At 43.8% G+C, this 25341-nt stretch carries 24 protein-coding genes and 1 tRNA gene; 5 read left to right on the top strand and 20 right to left on the bottom strand.

Annotation, left to right across the window (positions count from 1 at the left end):
* Positions 1–130: 130 nt before the first annotated feature.
* From OU421_RS01460 to OU421_RS13100, 8 genes are all read right to left on the bottom strand, one after another.
* Positions 131–517, bottom strand: coding sequence for a DUF6508 domain-containing protein (locus OU421_RS01460; RefSeq protein ID WP_268186816.1), 387 nt, complete (start codon positions 515–517; stop codon positions 131–133).
* A gap of 68 nt (positions 518–585) precedes the next feature.
* Complete coding sequence (locus OU421_RS01455) at positions 586–1818, bottom strand: MFS transporter (protein WP_268186815.1); 1233 nt, start codon at positions 1816–1818, stop codon at positions 586–588.
* Between the two features lie 267 nt (positions 1819–2085).
* The gene (locus OU421_RS01450; RefSeq protein WP_268186814.1) at positions 2086–2994 is read right to left on the bottom strand and encodes a cyclophilin-like fold protein; all 909 of its coding nucleotides are present in this window, start codon (positions 2992–2994) and stop codon (positions 2086–2088) included.
* 45 nt (positions 2995–3039) lie between these two features.
* Positions 3040–4092 (bottom strand): DUF3737 family protein, encoded by a 1053-nt coding sequence (locus tag OU421_RS01445; protein ID WP_268186813.1) that lies wholly within the window; start codon positions 4090–4092, stop codon positions 3040–3042.
* A gap of 14 nt (positions 4093–4106) precedes the next feature.
* Positions 4107–5690: a cupin domain-containing protein gene (locus OU421_RS01440; RefSeq protein WP_268186812.1), complete on the bottom strand. Its 1584-nt coding sequence runs from the start codon at positions 5688–5690 to the stop codon at positions 4107–4109.
* Positions 5691–6674 carry an alpha/beta hydrolase gene (locus OU421_RS01435; protein WP_268186811.1) on the bottom strand — a complete coding sequence of 328 codons (984 nt, stop codon included), beginning with the start codon at positions 6672–6674 and terminating at the stop codon, positions 5691–5693.
* 180 nt (positions 6675–6854) lie between these two features.
* A complete protein-coding gene (locus tag OU421_RS01430) occupies positions 6855–7277 on the bottom strand; it encodes a cupin domain-containing protein (protein WP_268186810.1) in 423 nt (140 codons plus the stop codon).
* Between the two features lie 83 nt (positions 7278–7360).
* Complete coding sequence (locus OU421_RS13100) at positions 7361–7966, bottom strand: TetR/AcrR family transcriptional regulator (protein WP_268186809.1); 606 nt, start codon at positions 7964–7966, stop codon at positions 7361–7363.
* Positions 7967–8197: 231 nt separating this feature from the next.
* Here OU421_RS13100 and OU421_RS01420 point away from each other — a divergent pair, with 231 nt between their 5' ends.
* From OU421_RS01420 to OU421_RS01400, 5 genes are all read left to right on the top strand, one after another.
* On the top strand, positions 8198–8653 hold the full coding sequence (locus tag OU421_RS01420; protein ID WP_268186808.1) for a MarR family winged helix-turn-helix transcriptional regulator: 456 nt from the start codon (positions 8198–8200) through the stop codon (positions 8651–8653).
* Positions 8654–8720: 67 nt separating this feature from the next.
* Positions 8721–10193, top strand: a complete 1473-nt coding sequence (locus OU421_RS01415) for a DHA2 family efflux MFS transporter permease subunit (RefSeq protein WP_268186807.1) — start codon at positions 8721–8723, stop codon at positions 10191–10193.
* Positions 10194–10401: 208 nt separating this feature from the next.
* The gene (locus OU421_RS01410) at positions 10402–10623 is read left to right on the top strand and encodes an HD domain-containing protein (protein ID WP_326493515.1); all 222 of its coding nucleotides are present in this window, start codon (positions 10402–10404) and stop codon (positions 10621–10623) included.
* Positions 10624–10939: 316 nt separating this feature from the next.
* Entirely contained in the window at positions 10940–13129 is a 2190-nt protein-coding gene (locus OU421_RS01405) for an ATP-binding protein (RefSeq protein WP_268186806.1), read from the top strand.
* A 115-nt stretch (positions 13130–13244) separates the two neighbouring features.
* Entirely contained in the window at positions 13245–13538 is a 294-nt protein-coding gene (locus OU421_RS01400) for a WYL domain-containing protein (RefSeq protein ID WP_268186805.1), read from the top strand.
* Positions 13539–13818: 280 nt separating this feature from the next.
* Here OU421_RS01400 and OU421_RS01395 read toward each other — a convergent pair whose 3' ends face one another.
* The 12 genes from OU421_RS01395 to OU421_RS01340 form a co-directional block, all read right to left on the bottom strand.
* Entirely contained in the window at positions 13819–14931 is a 1113-nt protein-coding gene (locus OU421_RS01395; RefSeq protein WP_268186804.1) for an aldo/keto reductase, read from the bottom strand.
* A 110-nt stretch (positions 14932–15041) separates the two neighbouring features.
* Positions 15042–15827, bottom strand: coding sequence for a nickel pincer cofactor biosynthesis protein LarC (gene larC / locus OU421_RS01390; RefSeq protein ID WP_268186803.1), 786 nt, complete (start codon positions 15825–15827; stop codon positions 15042–15044).
* Entirely contained in the window at positions 15828–16583 is a 756-nt protein-coding gene (larB, locus tag OU421_RS01385; RefSeq protein ID WP_268186801.1) for a nickel pincer cofactor biosynthesis protein LarB, read from the bottom strand.
* 163 nt (positions 16584–16746) lie between these two features.
* Positions 16747–17949, bottom strand: coding sequence for an aldo/keto reductase (locus tag OU421_RS01380; RefSeq protein WP_268186799.1), 1203 nt, complete (start codon positions 17947–17949; stop codon positions 16747–16749).
* Between the two features lie 145 nt (positions 17950–18094).
* Entirely contained in the window at positions 18095–19069 is a 975-nt protein-coding gene (locus tag OU421_RS01375) for an alpha/beta hydrolase (protein WP_268186797.1), read from the bottom strand.
* Between the two features lie 168 nt (positions 19070–19237).
* The gene (locus OU421_RS01370) at positions 19238–19579 is read right to left on the bottom strand and encodes a cyclophilin-like fold protein (RefSeq protein ID WP_268186796.1); all 342 of its coding nucleotides are present in this window, start codon (positions 19577–19579) and stop codon (positions 19238–19240) included.
* Positions 19580–19608: 29 nt separating this feature from the next.
* On the bottom strand, positions 19609–20184 hold the full coding sequence (locus OU421_RS01365; protein WP_268186794.1) for a sugar O-acetyltransferase: 576 nt from the start codon (positions 20182–20184) through the stop codon (positions 19609–19611).
* Positions 20185–20208: 24 nt separating this feature from the next.
* Positions 20209–20631, bottom strand: a complete 423-nt coding sequence (locus OU421_RS01360; protein WP_268186793.1) for a cupin domain-containing protein — start codon at positions 20629–20631, stop codon at positions 20209–20211.
* Positions 20632–20714: 83 nt separating this feature from the next.
* Positions 20715–21290, bottom strand: coding sequence for a TetR/AcrR family transcriptional regulator (locus tag OU421_RS01355; protein ID WP_268186792.1), 576 nt, complete (start codon positions 21288–21290; stop codon positions 20715–20717).
* 376 nt (positions 21291–21666) lie between these two features.
* Positions 21667–21775, bottom strand: a tRNA-Met gene (locus OU421_RS01350).
* 300 nt (positions 21776–22075) lie between these two features.
* On the bottom strand, positions 22076–23560 hold the full coding sequence (locus tag OU421_RS01345; protein WP_268186791.1) for an acetyl-CoA carboxylase biotin carboxylase subunit: 1485 nt from the start codon (positions 23558–23560) through the stop codon (positions 22076–22078).
* On the bottom strand, positions 23557–25296 hold the full coding sequence (locus OU421_RS01340) for a pyruvate/oxaloacetate carboxyltransferase (protein WP_268186790.1): 1740 nt from the start codon (positions 25294–25296) through the stop codon (positions 23557–23559). The genes OU421_RS01345 and OU421_RS01340 overlap by 4 nt, the downstream gene beginning before the upstream one ends.
* Between the last annotated feature and the right edge of the window lie 45 nt (positions 25297–25341).

Here is a 25341-nt window from a genome sequence, read left to right as displayed (position 1 = left end):
CTGATTGTCCGTTCTATGTAATGCTATACTCACGAGTCATTACCGGAATCCCGTATCAGGGAATAAATGCTATCCTGTGAGGGGGGATACAATGTGGTATTGATATCTATGCATTATTGTTAAAAAATCATCAGATATCATATATTTCTTCAATCCGGTTCACAATAGAGAGCATGTATCCTTTTTTAATGATATCAGCAATCTCTCCCGGCATCATCCGGTCAATACGGACATGAACGGTTAAGATGCGGCGGATGGTCTCTGTCTCTGCCACACAGAGAAGGGAAGGTTTTTCAAAATATCCGGTTGTTTCATCCGCCCATCCCTGCCAGCGTGTGTTGATGAGCCAGTTATTGTCGTAGAGCATTCGGATAAATTCATTCACCGGCGGGCAGGTCCCGGTTTCCCGAATCTCCTCCTCATAGCCCTTCAGGATTGCTGCTCCGTCCAATTGCCCCCGATAGGCAAGCACTGCCTCAAAATTCTCCGGGGTTGGTATCTCTGATTCACGGTGCATTCAGTAACGTACTGCACTTACCTGTGATAAATGAATTGAATGATCCATCCGGGTATTGAAATGAAAAATTACATTTGGGATTGTGTCCCAGCCTGTACCCCTGATTTTTCGTCATGTCTCTTGTTCCTGTTTAACGCGAAGAGTGCAATTATGCAAACTAGTGCTACTAACAGGACATATCCAGCTGCTATCTCAAGTAAACTGAAACCACTGGCTAACCGTGCTACGATAAGATTTGGAATGGCAGCACCACTATAAGATATCAGATAAATGCTCGAAAGTAGCCCTGCTCTGTCCTGCCGGGTGGTTTTATCCAGCAGGCTGCGCATACTTCCGGTAAATGCTGCACCTTGGGACAATCCCGCAAGTACAGTTGCTATCAGGAATGGAATCATGAGACTGGATTTTAGTGAATAGAGAATGGCCACCATACACAGGAAAAAAGCCAAGATGCCAAGACTTTGAGCAGCGCCAGATCTCAGACGGCCACTCATCCAGCTACCGATCGCCTGGGGTGTCAGTAAACAGGCAAGCACTGCTGCAGCTACTACGGTACTATCTGAGTTAAGCAGGTCTGCTGCCATTGTTGAACTGAAAGCCTGATAAAATCCACCGATTGCCCAGGTTCCAACAAAGATACTAATTGCAGCCGGAAGAAGATAGTGGATATTTCCAGGTATAGATATTTGTGGAACTATGGAGGTGATGGCACCTCTGGTACGTTTTACCGTCTCGGGACCTGCTGCAATCAGCACTGCAGAAAATGCAAGCAGAATAATGAATATCTCATATATGAGTGACAGTGAACCGAAAGCGTACTCCTCAATGATACCGCTGCCAAAAGCACCAATTGAGATCCCAATCACAGGAGATCCACTGATAACTGCCGCACTTATCCATTTTGGAGATGCCGGTGCATTATCTGCTATATATGCTGTAATTGCACTGGATGCCAGACCAGAAGCAATTCCCTGTACAAATCTTCCGGCCAAAAGCATTGATCCACTCTGAACGTAAATAAATATTAGACACGAGATAGCAGCTAGTCCTAATGTAGCAAGTGCCACCGGACGCCGCCCCAGATAATCTGATACTCTGGCAAACATCAGCAGCGATATTACACACCCGATAAAGTACGCAACCGCTGTCATGGAGAGATCTCCACTCGTTAGATGAAGGGTTTGAAGATAGGTGTTTAAAAGAGGAATAGGGGCAGACGAGGCTGCATATATAACAACTAAGGAAAATGTTGCTCCTATAAATCCTGTCCAGCTCTCATCCAGGTTTAATTTTTTTATCATTTATTCTATCCGGTGGTATTGTTTTTATTACGAATTCTAACCTTATTTTGCCATAGAACCATGAATTTAGTGGCCCGAATATCAACGAGATTTCCTGAACACTTTTTCATTTTTCTGACTTGTACTCCCACGTATGTTGCTGGAATGCGGAAAAACAGCTACGCGAATTTTCTTTGCGTCTTCATTAAAACCTGTACATTCGTTTGTAGTCACTAAAATTGCCCTGTCGGGTGGCTGTTTCTATTTTGAAAAAAATTCTGGTTTTATTTACCGTTTCTCAACCAGTATTGTGCCTGACATATTTTTGATATGCTCACCGCCTGATACGACATTGCCCAACTCGTACAAACCGTCTGCAGAGCCAAAATTAGCATAAAACATTACCACATCTCCCCATGGGGCATAATATGCAAGTGTTCCGTCTTTTGCATTTGCCATAGGTGTGTTCGTTGTATCGAGCTTTTTGGGTGGATAAAATATCTTTTCATTACTGCCGAAATCTTCAACATCGACCGTTATGGGCAACTGTTCATAGAGTTCTTTTGCAGCGTTCCCGCGATTGAGCTCAAATATAGTCGTTTCTTCATTTGCCTGAACACTGATTTGCATTTTTTCATCCTCCTCTTCCGGACCAAGGTCATTTTTTTCGATCTGCACGCTGCCCGACATATTGGCAATCTCATCAATTCCCGAGATGCATATACCTAAAGGATGCATCTCGTCACCGGCATAGAAATCCTCATAGAGCATGAACACATCACCCCATGGCTCATAGTAGCTGAGTTCGCCCTTTTTACCGTCATGATACGCCTCCTGTGCAGTGACATTCAGTCTCTTTGGCGGGTAGAACATCCACTGTGCATCCTGGAAATTCGTTAGATCCAGTTCCAGTGGCAGTTGTTCATACAGTTCTTTGGCAGCAATTGTATCATATAGCCGGAATGTTGCTATATGTCCCTGTGAAGTGATCTTAACACTCATATCCGATAAAGCCGGATTTTGCCCCTGCTCTGCTGTAACAGTCTGTTCGGATGGATGTACATCCGATTGAACAATGGTATTTATGTGATCCATGTTGTCTTGTTCAGTACATCCTGTGCCTGAAATTGCCAGCAGCAGTATTCCAAAACAAATCAACATCCATTTGGTTCCATCAGAATCAGGGATAATTTTCATTGAAGAGGCCCCGTTTTTTATGCTTCTTGCACGTGCACATTGTTATTATTTATCACACTGGCAGATCTCTGAGATATGGTCACCCTCGCACTGCATCCTGCCACATCCATCCGCAAAAGTCAGGGGCTGTTCCTCAGAGGAGGTGTGCCCGTCCATCCTGACTTCGATAACACATGAAGCATCAGATGACTGATTTTCATCCAGTATTACCTCTCCGATCGAATCTGCACTGATATGTCCGCTGCATGGATTTTTTACACTGGTAATCGGACCGGTAATTGTAGCATGCACATCGCTGTATTCAAATGCAAGATCACAATCGATCATTTCACAATCCTCCAAAATCAGCCCTTTTGCATAACAGAGCGGCTGGGTTCCGATTATTTTACAGCCGACAAGTTTGAGATTTTCCGAGTACCATCCCAGGTATTCGCCTTTTACAATACTGTCAGATACTGTGACATTTTTGCTGTGCCAGAACGCATCTTTTGTATCCAGACGGGAATTCCTGATTTCAACATTTTCTACATACTGAAATGAGTATTTACCATTCAATACAAAGTTATCTAGCAAAATGTCGGAGCTCTGTAAGAATGGATATTCAGACTCGAGCTCCGTATTTTTTACCATTATTTTGTTTGAGAACCATCCAAATTCGGATGACTGAATAGTACAGTCTTCAATATTGACGTCTTCACATTCCCGTACTGCTTTAATGCCGCCCATATGACAATTTTTTATTGTCATGTGTTTACAATACCATAATGCGGCACGGCATGTTTCTGTCATACGACTATTTTCCATTTGGGCGTTTTTGACATGCCAAAATGGATAACGAAGCCTGAAATCACAATCTGAAACGTATATGTCTTGACTTTCTTTTAAAGCGGATTCTCCATCACGGGGGCCATCAAATATACAATTGCTGATTGTTGCATTCTGTATACCATATAAGGCACGCTCTCCATCCAGGTTTAAGCCATTATATTCAGTAATTTTCTCTTTGTGGTCAACACATTCAGGGGATGTGGTGTTAGCAATGGGAATTTCCCCCTTATTTTTCCTTCTGTTTAAATTGTCATTGGTGTTTTGACCCATGTCTGATACCAGTTTTATTCCAAATATTGGTTAAAAAATTCTTCCAGCTTATCGAAGGGGATATAATTGTTGTCTCCGCCGTCGTACAGATCAATATGCCGTGCTCCCGGAACAATTACCAGTTCTTTTGGCTCAGCAGCCTTCTCGTAAGCTTCCTCGGTGTAGTACCTGGAGTGTGCATTCTCTCCCATGATGAACAGTATCGGACGTGGTGATATGGTGTCGATGTAATTCATCATTGGGAAGTTCATGAATCCCATAGTGCTGGATGCGGTAAAGCCGGGCAATGCATTCGGATGGAATCCCCTCTCCATACTGTAATACTCGAAGAACTCACTCATTACAGGGTTAAGGCCTTCCGGAACAGAATCTGCCGGTGCTCTTGGAGTCTCGGGCTGACGTGCGTATCCGCTCTCAAAGGTCTCGTATCTTCCTTCTGCTACACTCTCAAGGGTTGCAGCACGCTGTTCGTCGGTCATGGTGTAGCCGAATCCGTCCCTTGTCATGCTGCTTATATCATACATGCTTGCAGTTGCTACTGCCTTGATTCTCGGATCGACTTCTGTTGCAGTAATGGCGAATCCTCCACTTCCACAGATGCCGATAGCTCCGATTTTTTCCCTGTCTACAAAGTCCCGTGTTCCAAGGAAATCTACTCCGGCACTGAAGTCTTCGACAAATATCTCCGGAGATGCGGTGTGTCTGGGTTCTCCTCCGCTCTCTCCGTTGTATGAAGGATCAAACGCTAAAGCAACAAATCCTCTTCTGGCCATATCCTGTGCGTAGATTCCCGGCCCCTGTTCTTTTACTCCGCCATATGGAGGTCCTATAACGATTGCCGGGTGCTTCTCAGACAGATCCAGATCTTTTGCATAATACAGATGGCCTGCAAGCTCTATGCCAAATCTGTTTTTGTAGGTCACTTTTTGGACAGTGACATCATCACTGAGCTCGAAGGTGAGAGTTTCAGGATCCACATAACCAGGATCAGGCATTACTATTTCCGGACTTGGATAGACATTTTCCTGTGCATTTGCGGCAAGATTAGCGTATTCTTCATCGCTTACAGGATCAAACCGTTCAGTCTGTTCTGATTCGGGATTCATAGTAACTCCCAGATGTTCAAAAGAACTATCAGCAGTTGCTCCATGCCAGTGCGTAACGTTTGCAGGGATCTCCACAGAATCTCCAACTCTTAAGAGTTGTGCGGGCTTTCCTTCTTCCTGATACCAGCCTTCTCCACTAAGAATGTACAGCAGCTGTATCTCTGTATGCGAATGCCAGTGCGTTCTGGCTCCTTCTGAGAATATCACGTCATAGGAATTATATCCGTCACCTGAGCCGAGCATCTTTACCCAGACATCTCCCTGGAACATCTGGCCCAAAGGACCTTCTGCTAACATCCCTTTCTCAAAAACGGGTTCGGTTTTTGCTTCGACAGTATTTTCATCAGATTTTACGGACGCAGTATCTACACCTATTGGTTCAGTTTCATTTTGCACCGGACTAGTACATCCGGCAATTGATGTTGTAAGTAAGAGCAGGCCTAATATCAGACCAAAAACGGGTAATAATTTAGAGGTATTAATTCTCATCATTCACCCCAGATTTTTTGAAAAGAACGACTCGAGTTTGTCAAACGGAATCATGTCAGTTCTGTCGTATAGATCAATGTGTCGTGCTCCCGGAATGATTACCAGTTCTTTTGGCTCAGCAGCCATCTCATAGGCATCTTCACTGAAATACCTGGAGTGAGCGTTCTCACCGATGATGAACAGGATTGGCCGTGGTGAAATTGTCTCAATATAGTTCATCAACGGGAAATTCATAAATGACATAGTGCTTGTCACAGTGAATGCTGCTCCTGCATTCGGATGATGTCCACGCTTCATTGCATAATATTCAAAGAATTCACTGGTAATCGGGTCTAATCCTTCCGGAATTGAGTCAGCCGGTTCACCGGGGAATCCGTCAGGCAGTAATGGACTGCCATTTTCAAAGTCTTTCCATCTCTGCTCGCCAAGCTGAACCAACGCCTGGGCACGCTGTTCATCAGTCATCGTGTCTTCCCATCCCTTTCGTAGCATCCTGCTCATATCATACATGCTTGCAGTTGCTACTGCTTTGATACGCGGGTCAACCTGTGCTGCAGTGATTGAAAACGCTCCGCTTCCACAGATGCCGATAGCTCCGATCTTATCTCTGTCTACAAAGTCTCTTGTTCCAAGGAAATCTACTCCTGCACTGAAGTCTTCAACGAACAGATCCGGAGAAGAGATCTGTCTAGGTTCTCCACTGCTTTCTCCGTTATATGATTCGTCGAACGCAATGGCAACGAATCCACGTTCGGCCATATTCTGTGCGTAAATGCCGGCGCCCTGCTCTTTTACCCCACCATATGGTGTTCCGATAATAAGTGCCGGATACTGCTTCGACGTGTCAATATCCTTTGACAGGTACATATCCGCTGCAACGGTAATTCCGTATTTGTTCTTGTAGGATACGCTTTCTACCGTTACCTTTTTACTGAGTTCAAAGGTTTTTTCGCTGGCTTCTCTTTTGTTTTCGGTAATTTCTGACATTTTTCCTCCAATACATGAGACGTATTTTAATATCATGTTTGGTGACTGACTAGTCAATCTTATATGTCGCTTCCTACATATATGTGTTATGATTGACTAATCACTCACCACTGGGCTAAAAATAATTTTCAGCTGTTCATCTCCGACACTTGTTCACGTTTCTGTACCATTATCTATTGTCTATTTTAAAGCGAGATATTCCTCTTCAGCCACCGGTTCCAGCCATTCAGCAGGACCTGCGTCAATGTTTGTCTCTACGGAAAGATGGACGAACCAGCTGTCATGTGCTGCACCATGCCAGTGTTTTACATTTGAAGAGATTAGCACTACATCACCTGTTTTAAGTTCCCGTGCAGGCTTTCCTTCTTCCTGGTAATAACCGCGTCCGCCTGTGACGAGCAGTATCTGACCTCCGGGGTGCCTATGCCAGTTATTTATGCATCCGGGTTCGAATGTCACATTGCCGATAGGACAATTAAATTCATTGTCCCTTCCAACCAGCATGTTAAGCCATACTTTGCCTGAAAAATATTCGCTGAACATTGCCGGAAGCTCTTCTCCTTTTGGAAAGATTGTGCTTTCACGTAAATCTGATTTATCCATTTTCAGTTTCCTCCTTTTTTGAAGGTATCATTCAATCACTCTCCAGTGACTGACCGCTCACTCAGTTTGGTGTTAAAATTATATTAATTTTTGGCTAGTCCACCCCAGATAATCTGAAAACCATCCTCAATGATCTCATCTATGTTCTGCGGTTTTGATTCCAGAATCAGGTTTACTACCGTCCTGTGAGACTGATAAAGCATTGCTGTGACCAGCATTATGGAATTGTCCCTGATGTCGCCATTTGTTATTCCTTCTTGCACAAGATCATAAAGGAATACATACTCTTTTGATACTTCTTCACGTGTATAGCTCGTAATATACGGAGAGGAACAGAATTGTCCGGCAAAAAGAAAATCATCCGGGTTGTTGAGTCCCCATTCGGTCATATTATACCAGATTTTCTTAAGCTTATCATGAAAGGTGCTCTGTGTCTGGAGATCTTTCCCCATGCTGCGACTTAATTTTCCCCTCACCTCAAACAACAGGGCATTAATAAGATCCTCTTTCGTAGGGAAATAATTGAATAACGTACCTTGGCCACATCTGCTTCTTTTGATATTTGGGCGGTGGATGTTCCATGGAACCCTCTTTCTGTAAAGAGTATCAGGGCCGCCTGCAGGAGAGCTGTTCTTCCATCTCAAATTTATTCCGAAATATATTGCCCATATAATTAGCTGGTTTGTCACTCAAATGAATATATCATATTTTTACCATGGATGGGTGTCCATTTCAAATAGTCAATTCTCAAGACTCAACATCTGCCAGTTCAGCAAATATTACACACTTTTTTTATTCTTAGATTTTTGATTTATTTCTTCTATACAGGAATTGGAGCCGGTTCTGATGATCATTACCCTCCCAGGATCTGCACGATAATATAGTATTAAATAATCAGTTGACATATCAACTAAATGCAAATGGAACGCGAACGCATAACAAATAAGCTTGGAATCCTTTACTGGTCCAATCAAAAAATCCTTAAAAAAATTTTGCCCCACCCCATCATTCCGGGCCAGGTGGCAGCCTTCATCTATCTCACACAGGATGCTGAAATACGACAGGATGAACTGGTATCCAAAATTGGCGTAGATAAGGCAATAGGCACGAGGGTGATAAAAAAACTCAATGAGGGAGGATATGTCCGGCGGCGCAGTGACCCGGAAGACCACCGGGTTTTACTACTCAGTCTCACTGATGATGGTGCCGCGATGAAACGGGATATTATTGAGGTTCTCACCTCCCTTAACAAATCCCTTTTGAAGGGTTTTACCGATGAGGAGCAGGAGATGACCCTCAGTCTTTTGAACCGGATAATCGCAAACACGGACCAGGTACTCTCTGATATATCTGAAGAATCAGCCTGGGAATGTTGAGAAAGAGTTTTTGCGTTCTCACCTTTTGCCGTACCATGAATACTTCAATAAAAACGAAAGGAAGGATATGTTGACTGAAACAACTACAGATAATCAACGCTATAAATGGATAGCACTTGCAATTGCATCGCTGGGTTCCCTTCTCGGGGTTCTGAACTCAACCACTTTGATCATCGCACTTCCAACATTAATGCTGGATCTGAATACCACACTCGTCGGAGTTATGTGGACACTAATCGCCTATATGCTGGTCCTCACCATTCTTGCACCGGCAAGCGGACGTCTGGCCGACATATACGGACGAAAAAAGCTCTATGTCTTTGGGATTATTGCTTTCACCATCGCATCTCTGCTTTGTGGAGTTGCAGCAGATATTACCCAGCTCATCATATTCCGTATTATTCAGGCGATTGGCGGTGCGATTCTTGTCGCGAACAGCACGCTCCTTGTTGTCGATGCATTCCCTCATTATGAACTTGGGAGGGCGATGGGCATCCTTTCTGTTATAATGGCAGCCGCTTTTGTTGTCGGCCCGATCCTTGGCGGTGTTCTGACATTGATCGACTGGCGTCTGAACTTTTTCATCAATCTGCCCATCGGAATCGCTGTTGCATATATCGCCCATACCAGACTTCGCGAAGTAAAGGAATTCAGCGTGGAGCCTTTTGATTTAGTGGGGATGCTTCTCTTTGCGGTTGCATTCGTGGCACTAACCGTCTATCTGGGAGTCGCTGTTCTCGTTGGTCCCCTGTCGGTTTTGATGCTGGCAGTTCTTGCGGTAGGGATTATTTCGCTAGTTGCGTTTATCAGGTGGGAGCTTACCTCCTCTCATCCGCTCATCGACCTGTCCCTGTTCAAAATCCGTATCTTTGCCTTTGGGCAGGCAAGTGTATTCTTAAATGCAATTGCCCGTGGTGCTGTGATGATTCTCTTGATCCTCTTCTTCCAGGGTCTGAGAGGATATGATCCGCTTATGGCAAGTATCCTCATTGCACCAATGGCAATAGGACTTATCGTCGGCGGGCCAATAGGCGGATCTCTCTCCGATAAATATGGGTCGCGGCTGATCAGCACTATCGGGCTTATCATCTCTCTTGTCGGGCTTGCCGGCCTTGCCCTGATGCAGTACGATACGCCGTACTGGGTTCTTGCGGCCTGGATGGTGGTAAACGGAATTGGAAGCGGGCTTTTCCAGCCCCCGAATACCAGTGCGATCATGGCATCCGTTCCCTTCGAACGCAGGGGAGTTGCATCATCGATGCGTGCATTCCTTGGAAATACAGGCATGGTAATATCAATGACCATTGCTATGCCTCTGCTGATCACAACCGTTCCTCTGGATACGATGATGAACATGTTTGTCGTGGGTGGCATGAATATGCCAATGGATACGCAGATTCTGTTCACCGATGGGATTGCGTTTGTTTTTATTATATCAGCAATTCTTACGATCCCGGCAGTTATCGTCTCGGCAATGCGGGGCAAAGACGATGTGAGAGTAAACATAGAGATGGCGGGCACATCTCCGGAGGCCCCCTGATTGATTCCTACGGCTCCGACAAAAAACCATTGAAAGATACCTCCCGGTCGAGTCTACCTGGAATGTTAGAGTCCAGACTGGCTATCGCGATTGCGAAAGTCCGCTTAGCGATACTTATGAGTGGGTTGGCCAATAGGGCCAGCATATAACAAAACCCATATTTCTGCTGAGCGTTTCTCAAAACACGGAAAACACTGAGACTGAGTGGATGCTGGTCGTTGCTAATACCTTCTTCAGACAGTCAGGATCACATGGTTTTGATCACACACTCCGTGTCACCAGCCTTTGCGTAGAGATCGGAAAAGCAGAAGGTGTAGATATGCAGGTCCTCATTCCTGCCGCTCTTTTTCACGATGTTACCCGTCCTTTGGAAAAGGAAACCGGAATTCCACACGATTCCGTGCGATATGGTATTTTTTACTCGAATTAAAGCCCAAATTGAAGGGATGTAACGGTTTACTATTGGCACTTTTTTCAGTTGATTTATGTATCAGATTGACATGAGATCGTAGAATGGTGGGCTTCTGTTTTGGCCGGGTATTTCGGTTGTTTTTTGAGTTGGGGAGAGTGTTTATGGTTTACTTTATCGTCTTGAGAATTTCTAATTTGTATTGAAAATTAATCAACTTGAAGAGATTGGGAGAGAATATTTTTGAGTAAAGTTATTTAATCTCATTAATATGTAAATCAAATGTTCAAATAAAAATCAGAAGATTTATCAAAGCTTATTTTTATAAAACCCATTGATGCAAAAAAGGGTTTCGATTAATTTAGAAAATTGTTATGGGATAAAGCAGTTTGATTTTGAGTTCTGTTTTGAACAAAACAGTTCTATTAAGAAAAAATCAGTGTTTGGAATTTATGCTTCAAATGGGGCTATGAAATCATCCTTTGCAAAAACTTTTACTGATTATCAAAATTCAGGTGATTCTAAAGATCTACGATATCCATCTAGAAAAACAATTCGTGAAATTAATGATGAAAATGGAAATCCTTTAGTAAATGATCAAATTTATGTAATTCACCCTTTTTTAGAATCATTTGAGTCGGATAAAGTTTCTTTGTTACTTGCGACAAAAAGTCTCAAAGAACGTTATGAAAAAATTCACAAAGACCTTAATGAGAAGAAAGATGAATTCATTCGTGAGATAAAGAAATCATCAAAAATTAGGGATAATATTGCTAATGAAAATTTTATTTTAAATGATTTCAAGGAACAAGATTTATATGTATGTTTAGAAAATATGCATTCCGAAATAAAAAATTTAAAAATTTCAGATATTTCTAAAATTAAGTATAAAGATATATTCAATCCAGATGTTGAGAAATTTTTGCTTGATGAAGATAATAAAAAATTATTAGAAGAGTATATTGAAAGATTTGATGAATTGCTTGAAGAAGCTGATTATTTTGTAAAAGATATCTTTACTCATAATAATGCATCTGATGTCTCTAAATATTTAAAAAATAGTGGTTTCTATAAAGCCAATCATAAAGTGTTATTAGAATCAGAAAAAGGCACTCAAATAGTAAATTCGGATGAAAATTTTTTAAATATAATTGATACTGAGAAAAAAAGGATATTTGGTGATGAATCTCTTATTGAAAAATTTGAAAAAATTGATAATGCAATTACAGCTAAAGAGAATTTAAAGAAATTTAGGACATTTCTTGAAAAAAATAAATTTATTATTCCGGATTTGGTTGATATAGATGGATTGAAAAAGAAATTTTGGTTAAATTACATAAAAATAGAAGAGGATAGATATAATGAATTAATTTTTCTTTATAGATCTGGTAAAGATGAAATTAAAGGGATAATTGAAGAAGCTAAGAAAGAATTTACTTTATGGGAAGAGGTAAAGGATAAATTTAATAGTAGATTTAAAGTTCCATTTATCGTAAAAATTGAAAATAAAGAAGATGTAATTTTAGGAAGTGACACTCCGACTATAAAATTTGAGTTTAAAGACTCGAATGAGGAATATATTGCTGATAGAGAGAATGCTATGAAGGTTCTTAGTCAGGGTGAAAAAAAGGCATTATATCTATTAGATATAATTTATGAAATTGAAGTAAGAAGGAAAAACAATCAAGAGACTATATTTATTTTTGATGATATTGCTGATTCATTTGATTATATGAATAAATATGCAATTGTTGAATATATGATTGATATTTCAAAAGACGATTTTTTTTATCAAATTATTTTAACACATAATTTTGATTTTTTTAGAACATTAAATTCTAGATTTATTCCTGACGATAACTGTTACATTGCAGAAAAAAATGATTCTGGAATAAAACTTCAAAAAGCATCATTTGTTAAAATGCCATTACGAGAATGGATTAAAAATGCTTCGAAGAATGAAAATTATGTTATTGCTCTTATTCCTTTTATCAGAAATGTAATTGAATATACTAAGGGGACAGATGAACAAAACTATCTATCACTGACTTCAATGCTTCATTTAAAAAATGATACACTTCTTTTGACAAATAAGGATCTTGAATTCATTTTGGCACATGAACTACCAAACGCGGGAATAAAAATTGTAAATCCCACAAATAGGATATTTGATACAATTAAATCATGTTCAAATAAATGTCTCGCTTCAAATTGCAATAATTTGGAGGAGAAGATCGTTTTGTCAATAGGCATTAGGCTTGAAGCTGAATATTATATGTATAATAAAATGAAACCTGTGATTACTGATATTGATACAAAAATTCAGAAATGGACTACTGGAACTATGGTTGGAAAATATAAAAAAGAGTTCCCTTCTGAAAGAAATACAATAAATATATTAGATAGAGTAAACCTTATGACACCTGAAAATATTCATTTAAATTCATTCATGTATGAACCATTGATTGATCTTTCTGGAGATCATTTATGCAAATTATACAGGGATGTATCACATTTAGATCAATGAATTATATTCAAATATGAATCATAATTTAGAAATATTTCTATCAATTTTCTTAGGATAATTTTAAGTAAGTTTATTTCAATTTTTCAATGAACTAAAAAGTCCAGGTTTGATTTGAATGAGTGAACCTAAATTATGTAATGCAATTAAAAGTAAAAAACAAGTAAATATCTTGTATGATGGGCAAATTAGAAAAATAAATCCACATCTTATAGGAATAAATGAAAAAGGGAACAAGGCTCTGAGAGCATTTCAAGTTGGGGGATATAGTAAATCGGGAAATCTACCAGCATGGAAATTATATTTACTCAATGAAATTAGAAATGTTCAAGTTTTAGATACAACTTTTAGCACTCATCCTCAGTATAATCCTAATGACAATGCTATGATAAAATTTGTATGTAGAATTTAAAGCAAATAAATTAAGTAATTTCGTAAAATCATGCTGTCGGTGGGTTTACAGACGCGAGGTTTCATAATTCGATTAAATGATCAAAGAACTGGCTGGTTAAATAATGTCCTAGTTCATGAGAACAGAAAGCTGAAGCATGAACTGGATGAACACAAGGTTGCTGTTTTTGGACTTAAAAGAAAAAGCGAATTGTTCCTGAAATATTAGATTTGATTTTTGTGTTCGATCTTGTCTCACCATCAATGAATTCTGGGGTAAGAATTCTGATTTTCATGCAGAATCATGGCTTCCCGATCGTAACCGGAGGAAACAGCTCACAGGCCTCCTGTATCCGTTCAAGGATGTCCACGTGGAAAGGGCAGTTCTTTTCGCAGACGCCACATCCGGTGCAGTCTTCTGCGTTTTTATCCAGTTTCATGTAATGGTCTCGTGCAAGTTCGTCACCCGATTTTGCGAGGTCCAGATATTTATTCAATGAGGCGATATCGATCCCGGCCGGACAGGGCTGACAGTGGCCGCAGTAAATGCAGATTCCATTAATATCCCTGTGCGGCAGACTGCCGATAAAAGAATAGTCGCATTCCTCTTCGGAAGCGGAGTAATATCCAAGTACATCCTCCAGATCTTTCAGAGAACGTACCCCCGGCAGGCAGGAGATAACAACGGGACTGTCCAGAGCATATCTGATGCATTGGGGGATTGACATACGATGATACAGCGGGGATGTCTTTGCATTCAGCAACTGCCCGCCGCAGTACGGCTTCATGACAGTGATGCCGACACCTCTTTTTTCACATGCCCGGTAGAGTTCCGCTCTCTCTTTTGCCAAGATCAGTTTGCCCTCTGACGGTTCAAAATCATAGGCGGCATTGAGGCTGAACATGAAGACATCGATCTCTCCGGTCTCGATAAAGAGCCTGGAAACTTCCGCGGAATGTGACGAAAAACCGAGATGTCGTATCACTCCTTCATCCTTCAGCTTCAGGGCATAGTCGAAAATTCCGCCGGACAGTATCTCTTCAAAGTCCGAAACCTCATCAACGTAATGGATGAGGCCAATATCGGCATAATCCGTCCCGTATTTTTTCAGTTCGCCTTCAAATCCTCTCTGTAATTCTGAAAGAGATCTGGTTCGCGAATATGTTTCATGCGGGTAGACGGCACCCAGATGGATCTGCATGATCATCTCATCCCGTCGTCCTTTCAGTGCCTGTGCAATAGGTTCTGCTGCACTGGTATCGGACATGACAGTATCAATCAGGTTTATGCCGTGTTCCATACCGGAATTGATGATCTTCCTGATCTCTTCCGGTCCGGATTCACGGAGACTTCCTGCACCAATACCGATTGTGCTGACCCTGCAGCTGCTGTTTGGTAAATATCTATATTCCATCGGTCTTTGTTCAGTTTAAAGAGAAATTTATGAAGATTGCCATGATTTCTGATAAATCGTGCATAATCTTTGTCTCAGTTTATACCTGACCTGCCGGATTCCTTTTCATCTTAGGTTTCACCCAGAAAAGCCCGGACACTGTTGGCAATCTCAAAATCTTTTTTACCCATCCCGTATCCGATCTTCTGCACCTTCATAACAGGCATCGGTGAAAATTCAGAACAGAAATGCTTCAACAGTGCTGCTCCTGTCGGAGTGCAGAGTTCTCCCCGTATCATTCCTCCATATACAGGGACATCCTTGAGAATGTGTGCTGTTGCGGGGGCAGGTACGGGCAGTATCCCGTGTGCACACCGGACATTTCCTGATCCGACATGAACCGGTGATGCAAGAATCTGCTCTGGTTTTAGTTCTTCCATCAACAGACAGACGCCGACAATATCTGCAATTGCATCCATCGTCCCGACTTCATGGAAATGCACCTGGTCTACCGGTTTTCCGTGGACATGACTTTCCGCTTCTGCTATCAGCGAGTATACTGCACGTGCATCATTCTTTACCCCTGTCGGAATATTCAGGTGGCCGATGATGTGCCCGACCTCGGGCATACCATGGTGATGGTGCTCATGTGCATGATTATGTTCATGGTTTTGTTCATGATTATGTTCATGAAAAATATCTCCGCTGCCTTCTTCTGCACCGTTCACCGTGACTACAATCTGTGTCCCGATAATTCCGCATTTTACCGCTGAATTTGCCTGAACAGTTACTCCGGGGATTTCCAGTCCGTTGAGTCTTTGAATAAATCCTTCAGGATCGGGATGCAGTTCGAGAAGGGAAGACATCAGCATATCTCCCGATGCACCCATGTTGCATTCAAGATGCAGTATCCTCATTTAATCGGCTCCTATGTGATTGATCATGCTTGCCAGGTAACCGGCACCGAATCCGTTATCGATATTCACTACACTAACACCGCTCGCACAGGAATTCAGCATTGAGAGGAGTGCGGAGAGGCCGCCGAAAGATGCACCGTAACCAACGCTTGTCGGAACGGCTATCACCGGGCAGTCTGCAAGCCCGCCGATAACACTTGCTAAAGCACCTTCCATACCTGCGATTGCGATAATGACCCGTGCATTCATGATATCCTCTGCGTGATCCAGTAGCCGGTGCAGACCGGCAACGCCTACATCATAGAGCCGTGTGATCTCGTTTCCCAGTGCCATGGCCGTGAGTGCCGCCTCTTCTGCAACCGGGATGTCACTCGTGCCACCGGTGGCAATAACTATTCTGCCGCATCCGTCAGGTTCTGGGATTTCACCGGCAATGCCAACATTTCCTGTTTCAAAGTATTGGAGAGGTATTTTCTTCCCGACAAAATCTGCGGTCTTCCTGTTCATTCGTGTAATCAGTACCGTCTTCTGCCCGTTTGCCAGCATCGAAGAGGCAATTTCAGCAATCTGCTCCTGTGTCTTTCCCGCCCCATAGATGACCTCTGCAATACCCTGCCTGAGACCCCTGTGATTGTCAATCCTGGCAAATCCAAGGTCTTCAAACGGTGCTGTTTTAAAGCGTAGTATCGCTTCATCCACCGACATAGAGCCTCCCGATACCTGTTCCAATAATTTTCTGATTTCTTTTTTATCCATATGCCAGTCCAAATTCGGTTAAATGAATAAATTTATCAGAAGCCCTGTTGCCAGTGCAAAGACGATGATATACATAATATAGAATGTGAACGTGAAGTTCCCTCATCCTGGGACTGTCATATGTCCCTGGATGAGTGGGTACTTCCCATTGTCTCGATTGGTGTCAGTCCGACTTTTTGAAAAGCTCCCGGACAGTAGCGACTCTCTGTTCAAGGTCGTTTCCTTCCATTTCTTCCACAACAGTTGCAAGGACGGCTGGGATGTCGATGTGCTGGGGGCATCTATCCAGGCATTTTCCGCATTGAATACATTGTGATGCAAATTCTGGTTCTCCGCTGGTTATGATGCCACTCAGTTGCACCACGTATAAAAATCCGGCTTCATCCGGGTTTCCGGATAAATACTTGTTATTGTACACCTCAAAGCAGTGGGGAATGTTCACCCCTGCCGGGCATGGCATACAATACCGGCAGCCGGTGCAGCTGACTTTCATCAGTTCCCGGTACTTCTTCTCAACGCCTGCAATCAGCTGCAGTTCCAGCTCAGTCAGGGAGTTTGGATACGCTTCGCCTGCAACCCGGAGATTCTCTTTTACATGGGATTCTTCATTCATCCCGGAGAGGACCACGGTAACCTCGGGATGATTCCAGATCCACCGGAGAGCCCATTCAGCCGGAGTTCTCCTGGTCCGGGCATGATCCCAGATCTCTTTCACCTCGGGTGGGACCGGATGTGTCAGGTTTCCTCCCCGAAGGGGTTCCATAATCATTACCGCAAGGCCCTTTGATGCCGCATATTCAAGACCTGCAGTTCCCGCCTGATTTTTTTCATCAAGATAGTTGTACTGAATTTGGCAGAAATCCCAGTCATAACCGTCAACGATGCGGTTAAAATCGCTCCCATGACCATGGAAAGAGAAACCTGCATGTTTTATCCGACCATCTGCCTTGGCTTCATCAAAGAATTCACGAATGCCCAGTTTTTCAAGTCTGTCCCATTCATCTCCGACCAGGTAATGAGCAAGATAATAATCGATCTGATCTGTCCGGAGTTTCTCCAGCTGGGCATTCAGGAACGTATCCATGTCCTCCCGGGTCTCGATAAGCCACGAAGGAAGTTTTGTTGCGATCTTTACCTTCTTGCGGTAGCCGTCCGCAAGGGCACGGCCCAGGAAGGGCTCGCTCTCTCCCATGTGGTAGGGCCAGGCCGTATCGACATAGTTTACGCCGTTATCAATAGCGTAGCGTACCTGTTTTGTGGCCCTCTCTTCATCAATCGATCCATCTTCTTTTACCGGGAGACGCATGCATCCAAACCCAAGTATTGAAAGATCGTCGCCGATTTTTGGGGCAGTTCTATATAGCATTTTCATTCTCCTGAATTTTGATTTGTTTCGCCGCGCTGTGACCGACTGCTCATAGAGAGACAAAAAGATAAGTTTTTCTGGCATTCATCTACGGGCAATTGTTCAATATTCAGTTCGTTGGAACTCTGATATTCCAATATTCACCCTACATCTTTCCAAAGAAGGATTCCAGCTTATCGAAGGGAATATAATTGTTGTCTCCGCCGTCGTACAGGTCAATATGCCTTGCTCCCGGAACAATTACAAGTTCTTTGGGTTCGGCGGCCATCTCATAGGCATCTTCACTGAAATACCTGGAGTGAGCATTTTCACCGATGATGAACAAAATTGGCCGTGGTGAAATCGTCTCAATATAGTTCATCAGCGGGAAGTTCATAAATGACATGCTGCTTGTTACGGTGAATGCTGCTCCTGCATTCGGATGATGTCCACGCTTCATTCCATAATATTCAAAGAATTCACTGGTAATCGGGTCTAATCCTTCCGGAATTGAATCGGCTGGTTCACTCGGGAATCCGTCAGGTAACAATGGACTGCCATTTTCAAAGTCGTTCCATCTCTGCTCGCCAAGCTGAACCAACGTCTGGGCACGCTCGTCATCAGTCATCGAGTCTTCCCATCCCTTTCGTATCATTCTGCTCATATCGTACATGCTTGTAGTTGCTACTGCTTTGATACGGGGGTCAACCTGGGCTGCAGTGACGGAAAATGCTCCGCTCCCACATATACCAATAGCTCCGATCTTATCTCTGTCTACGAACGTGCGTGTGCCCAAAAAGTCTACTCCTGCGCTGAAGTCTTCAACGAATATATCCGGAGAGGAGATATGTCTTGGTTCTCCACTGCTTTCTCCGTTATACGATTCATCGAACGCAATGGCAACGAATCCTCGTTCTGCCATGTTCTGTGCGTAAATACCGGCGCCCTGCTCTTTTACCCCACCGTACGGCGTTCCGATAACAAGTGCCGGATATTGTTTCGACGTGTCGATATCCTTTGACAGGTACATATCCGCTGCAACGGTAATTCCGTATTTGTTCTTGTAGGATACGCTTTCTACCGTTACCTTTTCACTGAGTTCAAAGGTCTTTCCATTAGCTTCTTTTCCGGTTTCTGTCATTTCCATTTCTCCAATACATTGGAATTATATTACTCCAACCCTTGACTGACTGGTCGATTATATACGGTGGGGAGGTATATAATGATTATGAATGACTAGTCACTCATAAGGGGCAAAATAAGTATCCCTCCTGTCAGGCCAGTTCTTTCAAAACATCAAAACTGCCACTTAATGAATCATTCTAGACGGGTCACAGTCAATAACACCAAGATTTACAAATTCACCATAACAATTTTCTTCATTATCAAACAGAATGGTGAAATAATCCCCCTGGGTGGTGAAATCAATATCACCATTTTTCCAGCCTGAAATCAGATCTCCATCATTAAATGATAGCGGTTTATCCATTATTCCGCAAATATCGTAATCATATCTGCTGGCACGGACTGTATATGGCAGTCTGCTGATAAGCTCTCTGGCAGGTTCACTATCATTTAGTATTCCGGGGATGATCGTGCTGCCAAAATGCATATTGATCTTTGTTCCGTTCTGAATTTCACGAGTTTTCATATCGAATTTCCTTCATAAATTTAAATTGGTTACAATGTTCTGATGACCTTTGCCGGTACACCGGCCACAACTGTGTTAGGAGGAACATCATGCGTAACGACAGCAGCAGCTGCTACTACAGAGTTCTCTCCAACAGTTACACCGGGTAAAATAGTTGCAGCAGCACCGATCCATACATTCTCTTTGATCCAAATCGGAGTCGATATTAATTCCTTTCTTCGTGCCGGATCCAATGAATGATTGGATGTGATAAGATTGACTTTGGGCCCTATCTTAGTGTCATCTTCGATAGTTATGCCTCCTCTATCCATGAAGGTACAAGCGTGATTGATAAACACATTTTTGCCAAGCCTGATATTCCGTCCAAAATCCGTATAGAATGGAGGAGTTATCCTGGAGGATTCATCAACCTCAGAACCGGTCAATTCACTGAACAGGCTCCGTATTTCATCCTCATCATGAAATGAAGTATTCAGTCTGGTGGTCAGTTCCGCAGTACGAACCATCACTTCCCGTAATTTCGGGTATTCCGGATCATCTACAGAAACCGGTTCTCCAGACCTGTCACGTTCAAATATGTCTTTATGCAGCGGTTTTTCACTCATTAAAGCAGTCTCTCCGATCTATCCTCACTTCAGTTTATTGTACTCTTCATCTGCCACCGGTTCCAGCCATTCAGCAGGACCTGCGTCAATGTTTGTCTCTACGGAAAGGTGCACGAACCAGCTGTCATGTGCTGCACCATGCCAGTGTTTAATATTTGGAGCTATTGTCACTACATCACCGGGTTTCAGTTCCCGTGCAGGCTTCCCTTCTTCCTGATAGTACCCGCGTCCGCCTGTGACGAGCAGTATCTGTCCTCCCGGGTGCCTGTGCCAGTTATTTATGCATCCGGGTTCGAATGTCACATTGCCGATAGGGCAATTAAATTCATTGTCCCTTCCAACCAGCATGTTAAGCCATACTTTGCCTGAAAAATATTCGCTGAACATTGCCGGAAGCTCTTCTCCTTTTGGGAAGATTGTGCTTTCACGTAAATCTGATTTATCCATTTTCAGTTTCCTCCTTTTTTGAAGGTATCATTCACGTAATCTGTGGTGACTGACCACTCACTCAATTTAGTGTTAAAAATATATTAATTTTTGGCTAGTCCATCCCAGATAATCTGAAAACCATCCTCAATGATCTCATCTGTGTTCTGCGGTTTTGATTCCAGAATCAGGTTTACTACCGTCCTGTTAGACTGATATAACATTGATGTGACCAGTATTATGGGATAGTCCCTTAAATCCTCATTTGTTATTCCTTCTTTCACAAGCTCATTAAGGAATACATACTCTTTTGAGACTTCTTCACGTGTATAGCTCGTAATATAAGGGGAGGAGCAGAATTGCCCGACAAAAAGAAAATCATCCGGGTTGTTGAGTCCCCATTCGGTCATGTTATACCAGATTTTCTTAAGCTTATCATGAAAGGTGATCTGCGTCTGGAGGTCTTTCCCCATACTGCGGCTTAATTTTCCCTTCACATCAAAATACAGGGCATTGATCAGATCCTCTTTCGTAGGGAAATAATTGAATAACGTACCTGTGGCTACACCTGCCTCTTTTGATATCTGGGCAGTGGATGTTCCATGGAACCCTCTTTCCGTAAAGAGCTTCAGTGCCGATTGCAGAAGGGCTGCTTTTTTGTCTTCAACCTTTTCTTTCACGCATTATCTCCACAAATGACTGATTAGTCATTCCTGTAATGTATTTGATTTATAGTATAAATAGATTGTACATAATCTTAGCAAATTACTCAATAAAGCTCGAAATATATCAATTCCGGGAAGTATTACCAAACATTTTTGCGTATTTGTTTTTGATTCATTTTTTTCAGGTTTGTTCTGTATGGAGAGCTCCTGTCCTTATTCAGAAGAATAAAAAGCTGAAGCATGAATCTGAAGGGCACAGGATTACCGTAACTATCCAAAAATCAGGTCCAAAAATGACAGATAGATTCAGGAGCATTAAGAATTTGATTGATTCTATATATCTTTTGTAATGACTTGAAAAAAGAAAAGAGGTCTAAACCTCACGTTTCTATGCTGTCGATGGGATCCGAACCCACGACCTCCAGATGTCTCAGATAAAGCGCTCCGAAATTGCTCAAACCCTATGAGTCTGGCGCCCTAACCAACTAGGCCACGACAGCATATAATCTCGCACACAATGTGCACAATAAGAACGCTGGATGTCGTATTAAAACTTCTGATATTGATTTTTCTCTCTATTGTGGTAGGGATATCAGGCGGGGTTAATTTTCCAATCCCTCTTTTCCGGTAAGTGTTTGCCGATTGGTTTATTTCTCCAGCTACTGCCTGTTTTCCCTGACTTGTGTGAGCTGATACAGATATTTCCAAAATGGGCAAATGCAAAGAAACTGATGATAGTGATCCGAATGGTAAAAATAATTAAATAAAATAGCACGAGCAGAAGGGTTTTTCCCCCTCTCCTACTCTGCCCTGTTCTGCGTCTGTGAGATGTATACACTCACCGCAGCAGATATTGCCGCCGCTTCCTTGCCGTGGCGCAGCGAGTCTGCCAGAGTCTGCATGCGTGTCTCTTCTTCACGGAGATACCTGCTGAGATTTTCCTTTACATGCTCTTCCTGCAGGAAATGGGTGTGGGTATCCCCCGCGATGAAATGGCGGTTATTCATGATTGCGTGGTGGAGCGGCAGAGTTGTTTTCACCCCGAGAATGACATACTCAAAGATTGCCCTGCGCATGCGCTCGATAGATTCTGTTCTCGTTCGGCCCCAGCCGCAGAGTTTTGAGATCATCGAGTCATACATTGGCGGAATGGAATACCCCATGTGGATGCCGGAATCCACCCGGATTCCCGGTCCCCCCGGAGAGCGGTAGCGGACAATTTTCCCCGGATCTGCCTGGAAATTGTTGAGCGGATCCTCCGCATTGATCCGACACTCGATTGCATGCCCGTTCAGTGTGATGTCATCCTGTGCAAAGGAGAGTTCTTCACCTGCAGCAACAGCAATCTGCTGGCGTACCAGGTCTATGCCGGTCACCATCTCAGTGACCGTGTGTTCGACCTGCAGACGGGTGTTCATCTCCATGAAATAATATTCCCCGTTTGCATAGAGGAATTCCACGGTGCCCGCATTATAGTATCCTGATGCCTCGGTAACCTTCAGGGCTGATTCTGCCATTCGTTCCCTGAGTTCATCGGTCATAATGGGGCAGGGCGCTTCTTCCACCAGCTTCTGGTGACGTCGCTGGATGGAGCATTCCCGGTCATACAGGTGAACGCGGTTCCCGTGCTGATCTGCAAGTACCTGGAATTCAATGTGCCGTGGCTTGACCAGATACTTCTCAATAAATACCGTGGAATCACCGAATGCCGATGCCGCAATACGCATGCCCTTCTCGATTGCTTCCTCAAGGCCTGCCTCATCTTCCACGATCTGCATCCCGATACCGCCACCTCCGGCAGATGCCTTGACAATCACCGGGTAGCCAATATCTGCAGAGATCCTCTTTGCCTCATCAAGGGTTGTGACTCCGTCCGGTGTGTAGGGCAGTACCGGAACCCCTGCCTCCTCCATCATATGTTTGGAGCCCAGCTTTGATCCCATCGCCTCAATGGATTTCCAGGACGGGCCGATGAATGTCAGCCCCTCCTCATCGCACCGGTGCGCAAATCCACTATTTTCGGCAAGAAATCCATATCCGGGATGAATGGCTTCAGCACCGCTCTTCTTAGCGATGTCAATGATGCGCTCCTGATTCAGGTAACTCTTCGACGGATGCGCTTCACCCACCAGAAACGATTCATCTGCATACTTCACATGGAGGGAATGTTTGTCCGGTTCAGAGTAGATGGCAACGGTCTCAATCCCCATCTCGCGGCAGGCACGCATCACGCGGATAGCAATCTCTCCGCGGTTTGCAACAAGCACTCTCTCGAAATATGTCATTCAATCACCAGCAGGACATCCCCGTTCTGGACGGCGTCACCTGCATCGACAAAGATGTTGGTGACTTTTCCGTCTATCGCTGAAACAATGGGGTTTTCCATCTTCATTGCTTCAAGAACGACGAGTGTGTCTCCTTTTTTTACTTCAGCACCGATTCTGGTCTCTACCTTCAGGACCATGCCCTGGATATTTGATGTGACTCCCCCTTTTATCGCGGTCCGGGGAATCTGTTTTGCGCCGGTAGGGGTGACAGCACCGACTTCACCACCATCAACAGAGAGAATGCGCACTGCAAAAATTTCTCCGTCAACCTCAACATCCATGGAACTGGGTATGACTCCTGCGGGCGCTGCTCTGGCATCCACCATCCGCGGGATTTCCTCCGGTACCCGCTCACCACGCAGAAATGACGGGGCAATTGCCGGGTAGAGAATATAGGTGAGGATATCCTCGTCTTTTGTGACAATCCCCTCTTCCCGCGCCTCTGCGGCCATCTTCTCATAGGCAGGTTCAAGGAGGTCACCGGGTCTTCCGGTGAAAGGCTCCTCATCACCGATAATGAGCGTACGGATCTCATCTGAGATGGGGCCGGGAGGTTTTCCATAGAGGCCAAGCACGTAGTCCTTGACTTCTTTTGTCACATTGGAGTAGCGCTCTGCACCCATCAGGACATTAAGGACCGCCTGAGTGCCTACAATCTGGCTGGTGGGTGTAACCAGTGGCGGATACCCGAGATCCTTTCTCACCTGTGGTATCTCCCTGTGGACTTCTTCAATCCGGTCCAGTGCGTCCTGTTCCTTGAGTTGTGAGACCAGGTTTGAGATCATACCGCCCGGCAGCTGGTAGATGAGTACGTCACTGTCAATCCGTTCAGATATGGGATTTACCAGTGTCCCGTACTTGTCCTTGACCGCAAGACAGATATCTCTCACCGGCCGGAGTTTCATCAGGTCAATCCCGGTATCGCGCTCTGTTCCGATGAGACTTGCTACGATACTCTCCGTTGGAGGCTGGGATGTGCCCATTGAAAATGGTGACATGGCGGTATCCAGGATGTCCACGCCTGCCTCAATTGCGGCCTGATAACTCATTGGTGAGATGCCGCTTGTTGAATGACTGTGCAGGTCTACCGGGATGTCAATCTCCCGCTTTATGCCGGTGATGAGCTGACGGGCCTCTTCCGGCATAATGAGGCCTGCCATGTCTTTTATGCAGATAGAGTCACATTCGTGTGCATACAGGTCCTTTGCCAGTTCAATGAATCCTTCTGTGGAGTGCACCGGGCTGGTGGTATATGATATTGTGCCCTGAAGGTGTGCACCGATATTTTTAACCGCATCCATTGATTTTTCCATGTTGCGGAGATCATTGAGTGCATCAAAAATCCGGAAGATGTCTACGCCGTTTCTGCCGGCAGCCTCCACGAACTTTTCCACTACATCGTCCGGGTAATGGCGGTATCCGACAAGATTCTGCCCGCGCAGAAGCATCTGTATCGGTGTGTTCGGAAGTCCTTCTTTTAAGGTGCGCAGGCGCTGCCACGGGTCATCGTTGAGGAACCGTATCGCGCTGTCGAATGTCGCGCCTCCCCATGCTTCTACAGAGAAGAATCCGACAGAATCCATGGCATGCGCCAGTTCTGTCATGTCCTCTGTTTTGAGGCGGGTTGCAATCAAAGACTGGTGTGCATCCCTCAGGGTCGTGTCGGTAATTTTTACAGGATTGGCAGTACTCATAAAACACCTCTAAAGGGCAGGATATTGATATTGTCGAGCCTTTAG

The organism is Methanogenium organophilum, from assembly GCF_026684035.1.
In the GTDB taxonomy this organism is placed as follows: Archaea; Halobacteriota; Methanomicrobia; order Methanomicrobiales; family Methanomicrobiaceae; genus Methanogenium; species Methanogenium organophilum.
The sequence above is the reverse complement of the archived record's forward strand: the minus strand, read 5'-3'. Positions and strand labels throughout refer to the sequence as shown.

What these genes read in the sequence shown, in the direction of transcription:
- OU421_RS01370 (WP_268186796.1), bottom strand. Translation starts at nt 19,579, where the DNA reads ATGAAAACTCGTGAAATTCAGAACGGAACAAAGATCAATATGCATTTT.
- OU421_RS01365 (WP_268186794.1), bottom strand. Translation starts at nt 20,184, where the DNA reads ATGAGTGAAAAACCGCTGCATAAAGACATATTTGAACGTGACAGGTCT.
- OU421_RS01400 (WP_268186805.1), top strand. Translation starts at nt 13,245, where the DNA reads ATGAGTGAACCTAAATTATGTAATGCAATTAAAAGTAAAAAACAAGTA.
- OU421_RS01395 (WP_268186804.1), bottom strand. Translation starts at nt 14,931, where the DNA reads ATGGAATATAGATATTTACCAAACAGCAGCTGCAGGGTCAGCACAATC.
- OU421_RS01345 (WP_268186791.1), bottom strand. Translation starts at nt 23,560, where the DNA reads ATGACATATTTCGAGAGAGTGCTTGTTGCAAACCGCGGAGAGATTGCT.
- OU421_RS01380 (WP_268186799.1), bottom strand. Translation starts at nt 17,949, where the DNA reads ATGCTATATAGAACTGCCCCAAAAATCGGCGACGATCTTTCAATACTT.
- OU421_RS01340 (WP_268186790.1), bottom strand. Translation starts at nt 25,296, where the DNA reads ATGAGTACTGCCAATCCTGTAAAAATTACCGACACGACCCTGAGGGAT.
- OU421_RS01430 (WP_268186810.1), bottom strand. Translation starts at nt 7,277, where the DNA reads ATGGATAAATCAGATTTACGTGAAAGCACAATCTTTCCAAAAGGAGAA.
- OU421_RS01405 (WP_268186806.1), top strand. Translation starts at nt 10,940, where the DNA reads ATGCAAAAAAGGGTTTCGATTAATTTAGAAAATTGTTATGGGATAAAG.
- OU421_RS01455 (WP_268186815.1), bottom strand. Translation starts at nt 1,818, where the DNA reads ATGATAAAAAAATTAAACCTGGATGAGAGCTGGACAGGATTTATAGGA.
- OU421_RS01460 (WP_268186816.1), bottom strand. Translation starts at nt 517, where the DNA reads ATGCACCGTGAATCAGAGATACCAACCCCGGAGAATTTTGAGGCAGTG.
- OU421_RS01410 (WP_326493515.1), top strand. Translation starts at nt 10,402, where the DNA reads ATGCTGGTCGTTGCTAATACCTTCTTCAGACAGTCAGGATCACATGGT.
- larB (WP_268186801.1), bottom strand. Translation starts at nt 16,583, where the DNA reads ATGGATAAAAAAGAAATCAGAAAATTATTGGAACAGGTATCGGGAGGC.
- OU421_RS01440 (WP_268186812.1), bottom strand. Translation starts at nt 5,690, where the DNA reads ATGATGAGAATTAATACCTCTAAATTATTACCCGTTTTTGGTCTGATA.
- OU421_RS01435 (WP_268186811.1), bottom strand. Translation starts at nt 6,674, where the DNA reads ATGTCAGAAATTACCGAAAACAAAAGAGAAGCCAGCGAAAAAACCTTT.
- OU421_RS01420 (WP_268186808.1), top strand. Translation starts at nt 8,198, where the DNA reads ATGGAACGCGAACGCATAACAAATAAGCTTGGAATCCTTTACTGGTCC.
- OU421_RS01360 (WP_268186793.1), bottom strand. Translation starts at nt 20,631, where the DNA reads ATGGATAAATCAGATTTACGTGAAAGCACAATCTTCCCAAAAGGAGAA.
- OU421_RS01415 (WP_268186807.1), top strand. Translation starts at nt 8,721, where the DNA reads ATGTTGACTGAAACAACTACAGATAATCAACGCTATAAATGGATAGCA.
- OU421_RS01445 (WP_268186813.1), bottom strand. Translation starts at nt 4,092, where the DNA reads ATGGGTCAAAACACCAATGACAATTTAAACAGAAGGAAAAATAAGGGG.
- larC (WP_268186803.1), bottom strand. Translation starts at nt 15,827, where the DNA reads ATGAGGATACTGCATCTTGAATGCAACATGGGTGCATCGGGAGATATG.
- OU421_RS01450 (WP_268186814.1), bottom strand. Translation starts at nt 2,994, where the DNA reads ATGAAAATTATCCCTGATTCTGATGGAACCAAATGGATGTTGATTTGT.
- OU421_RS01375 (WP_268186797.1), bottom strand. Translation starts at nt 19,069, where the DNA reads ATGACAGAAACCGGAAAAGAAGCTAATGGAAAGACCTTTGAACTCAGT.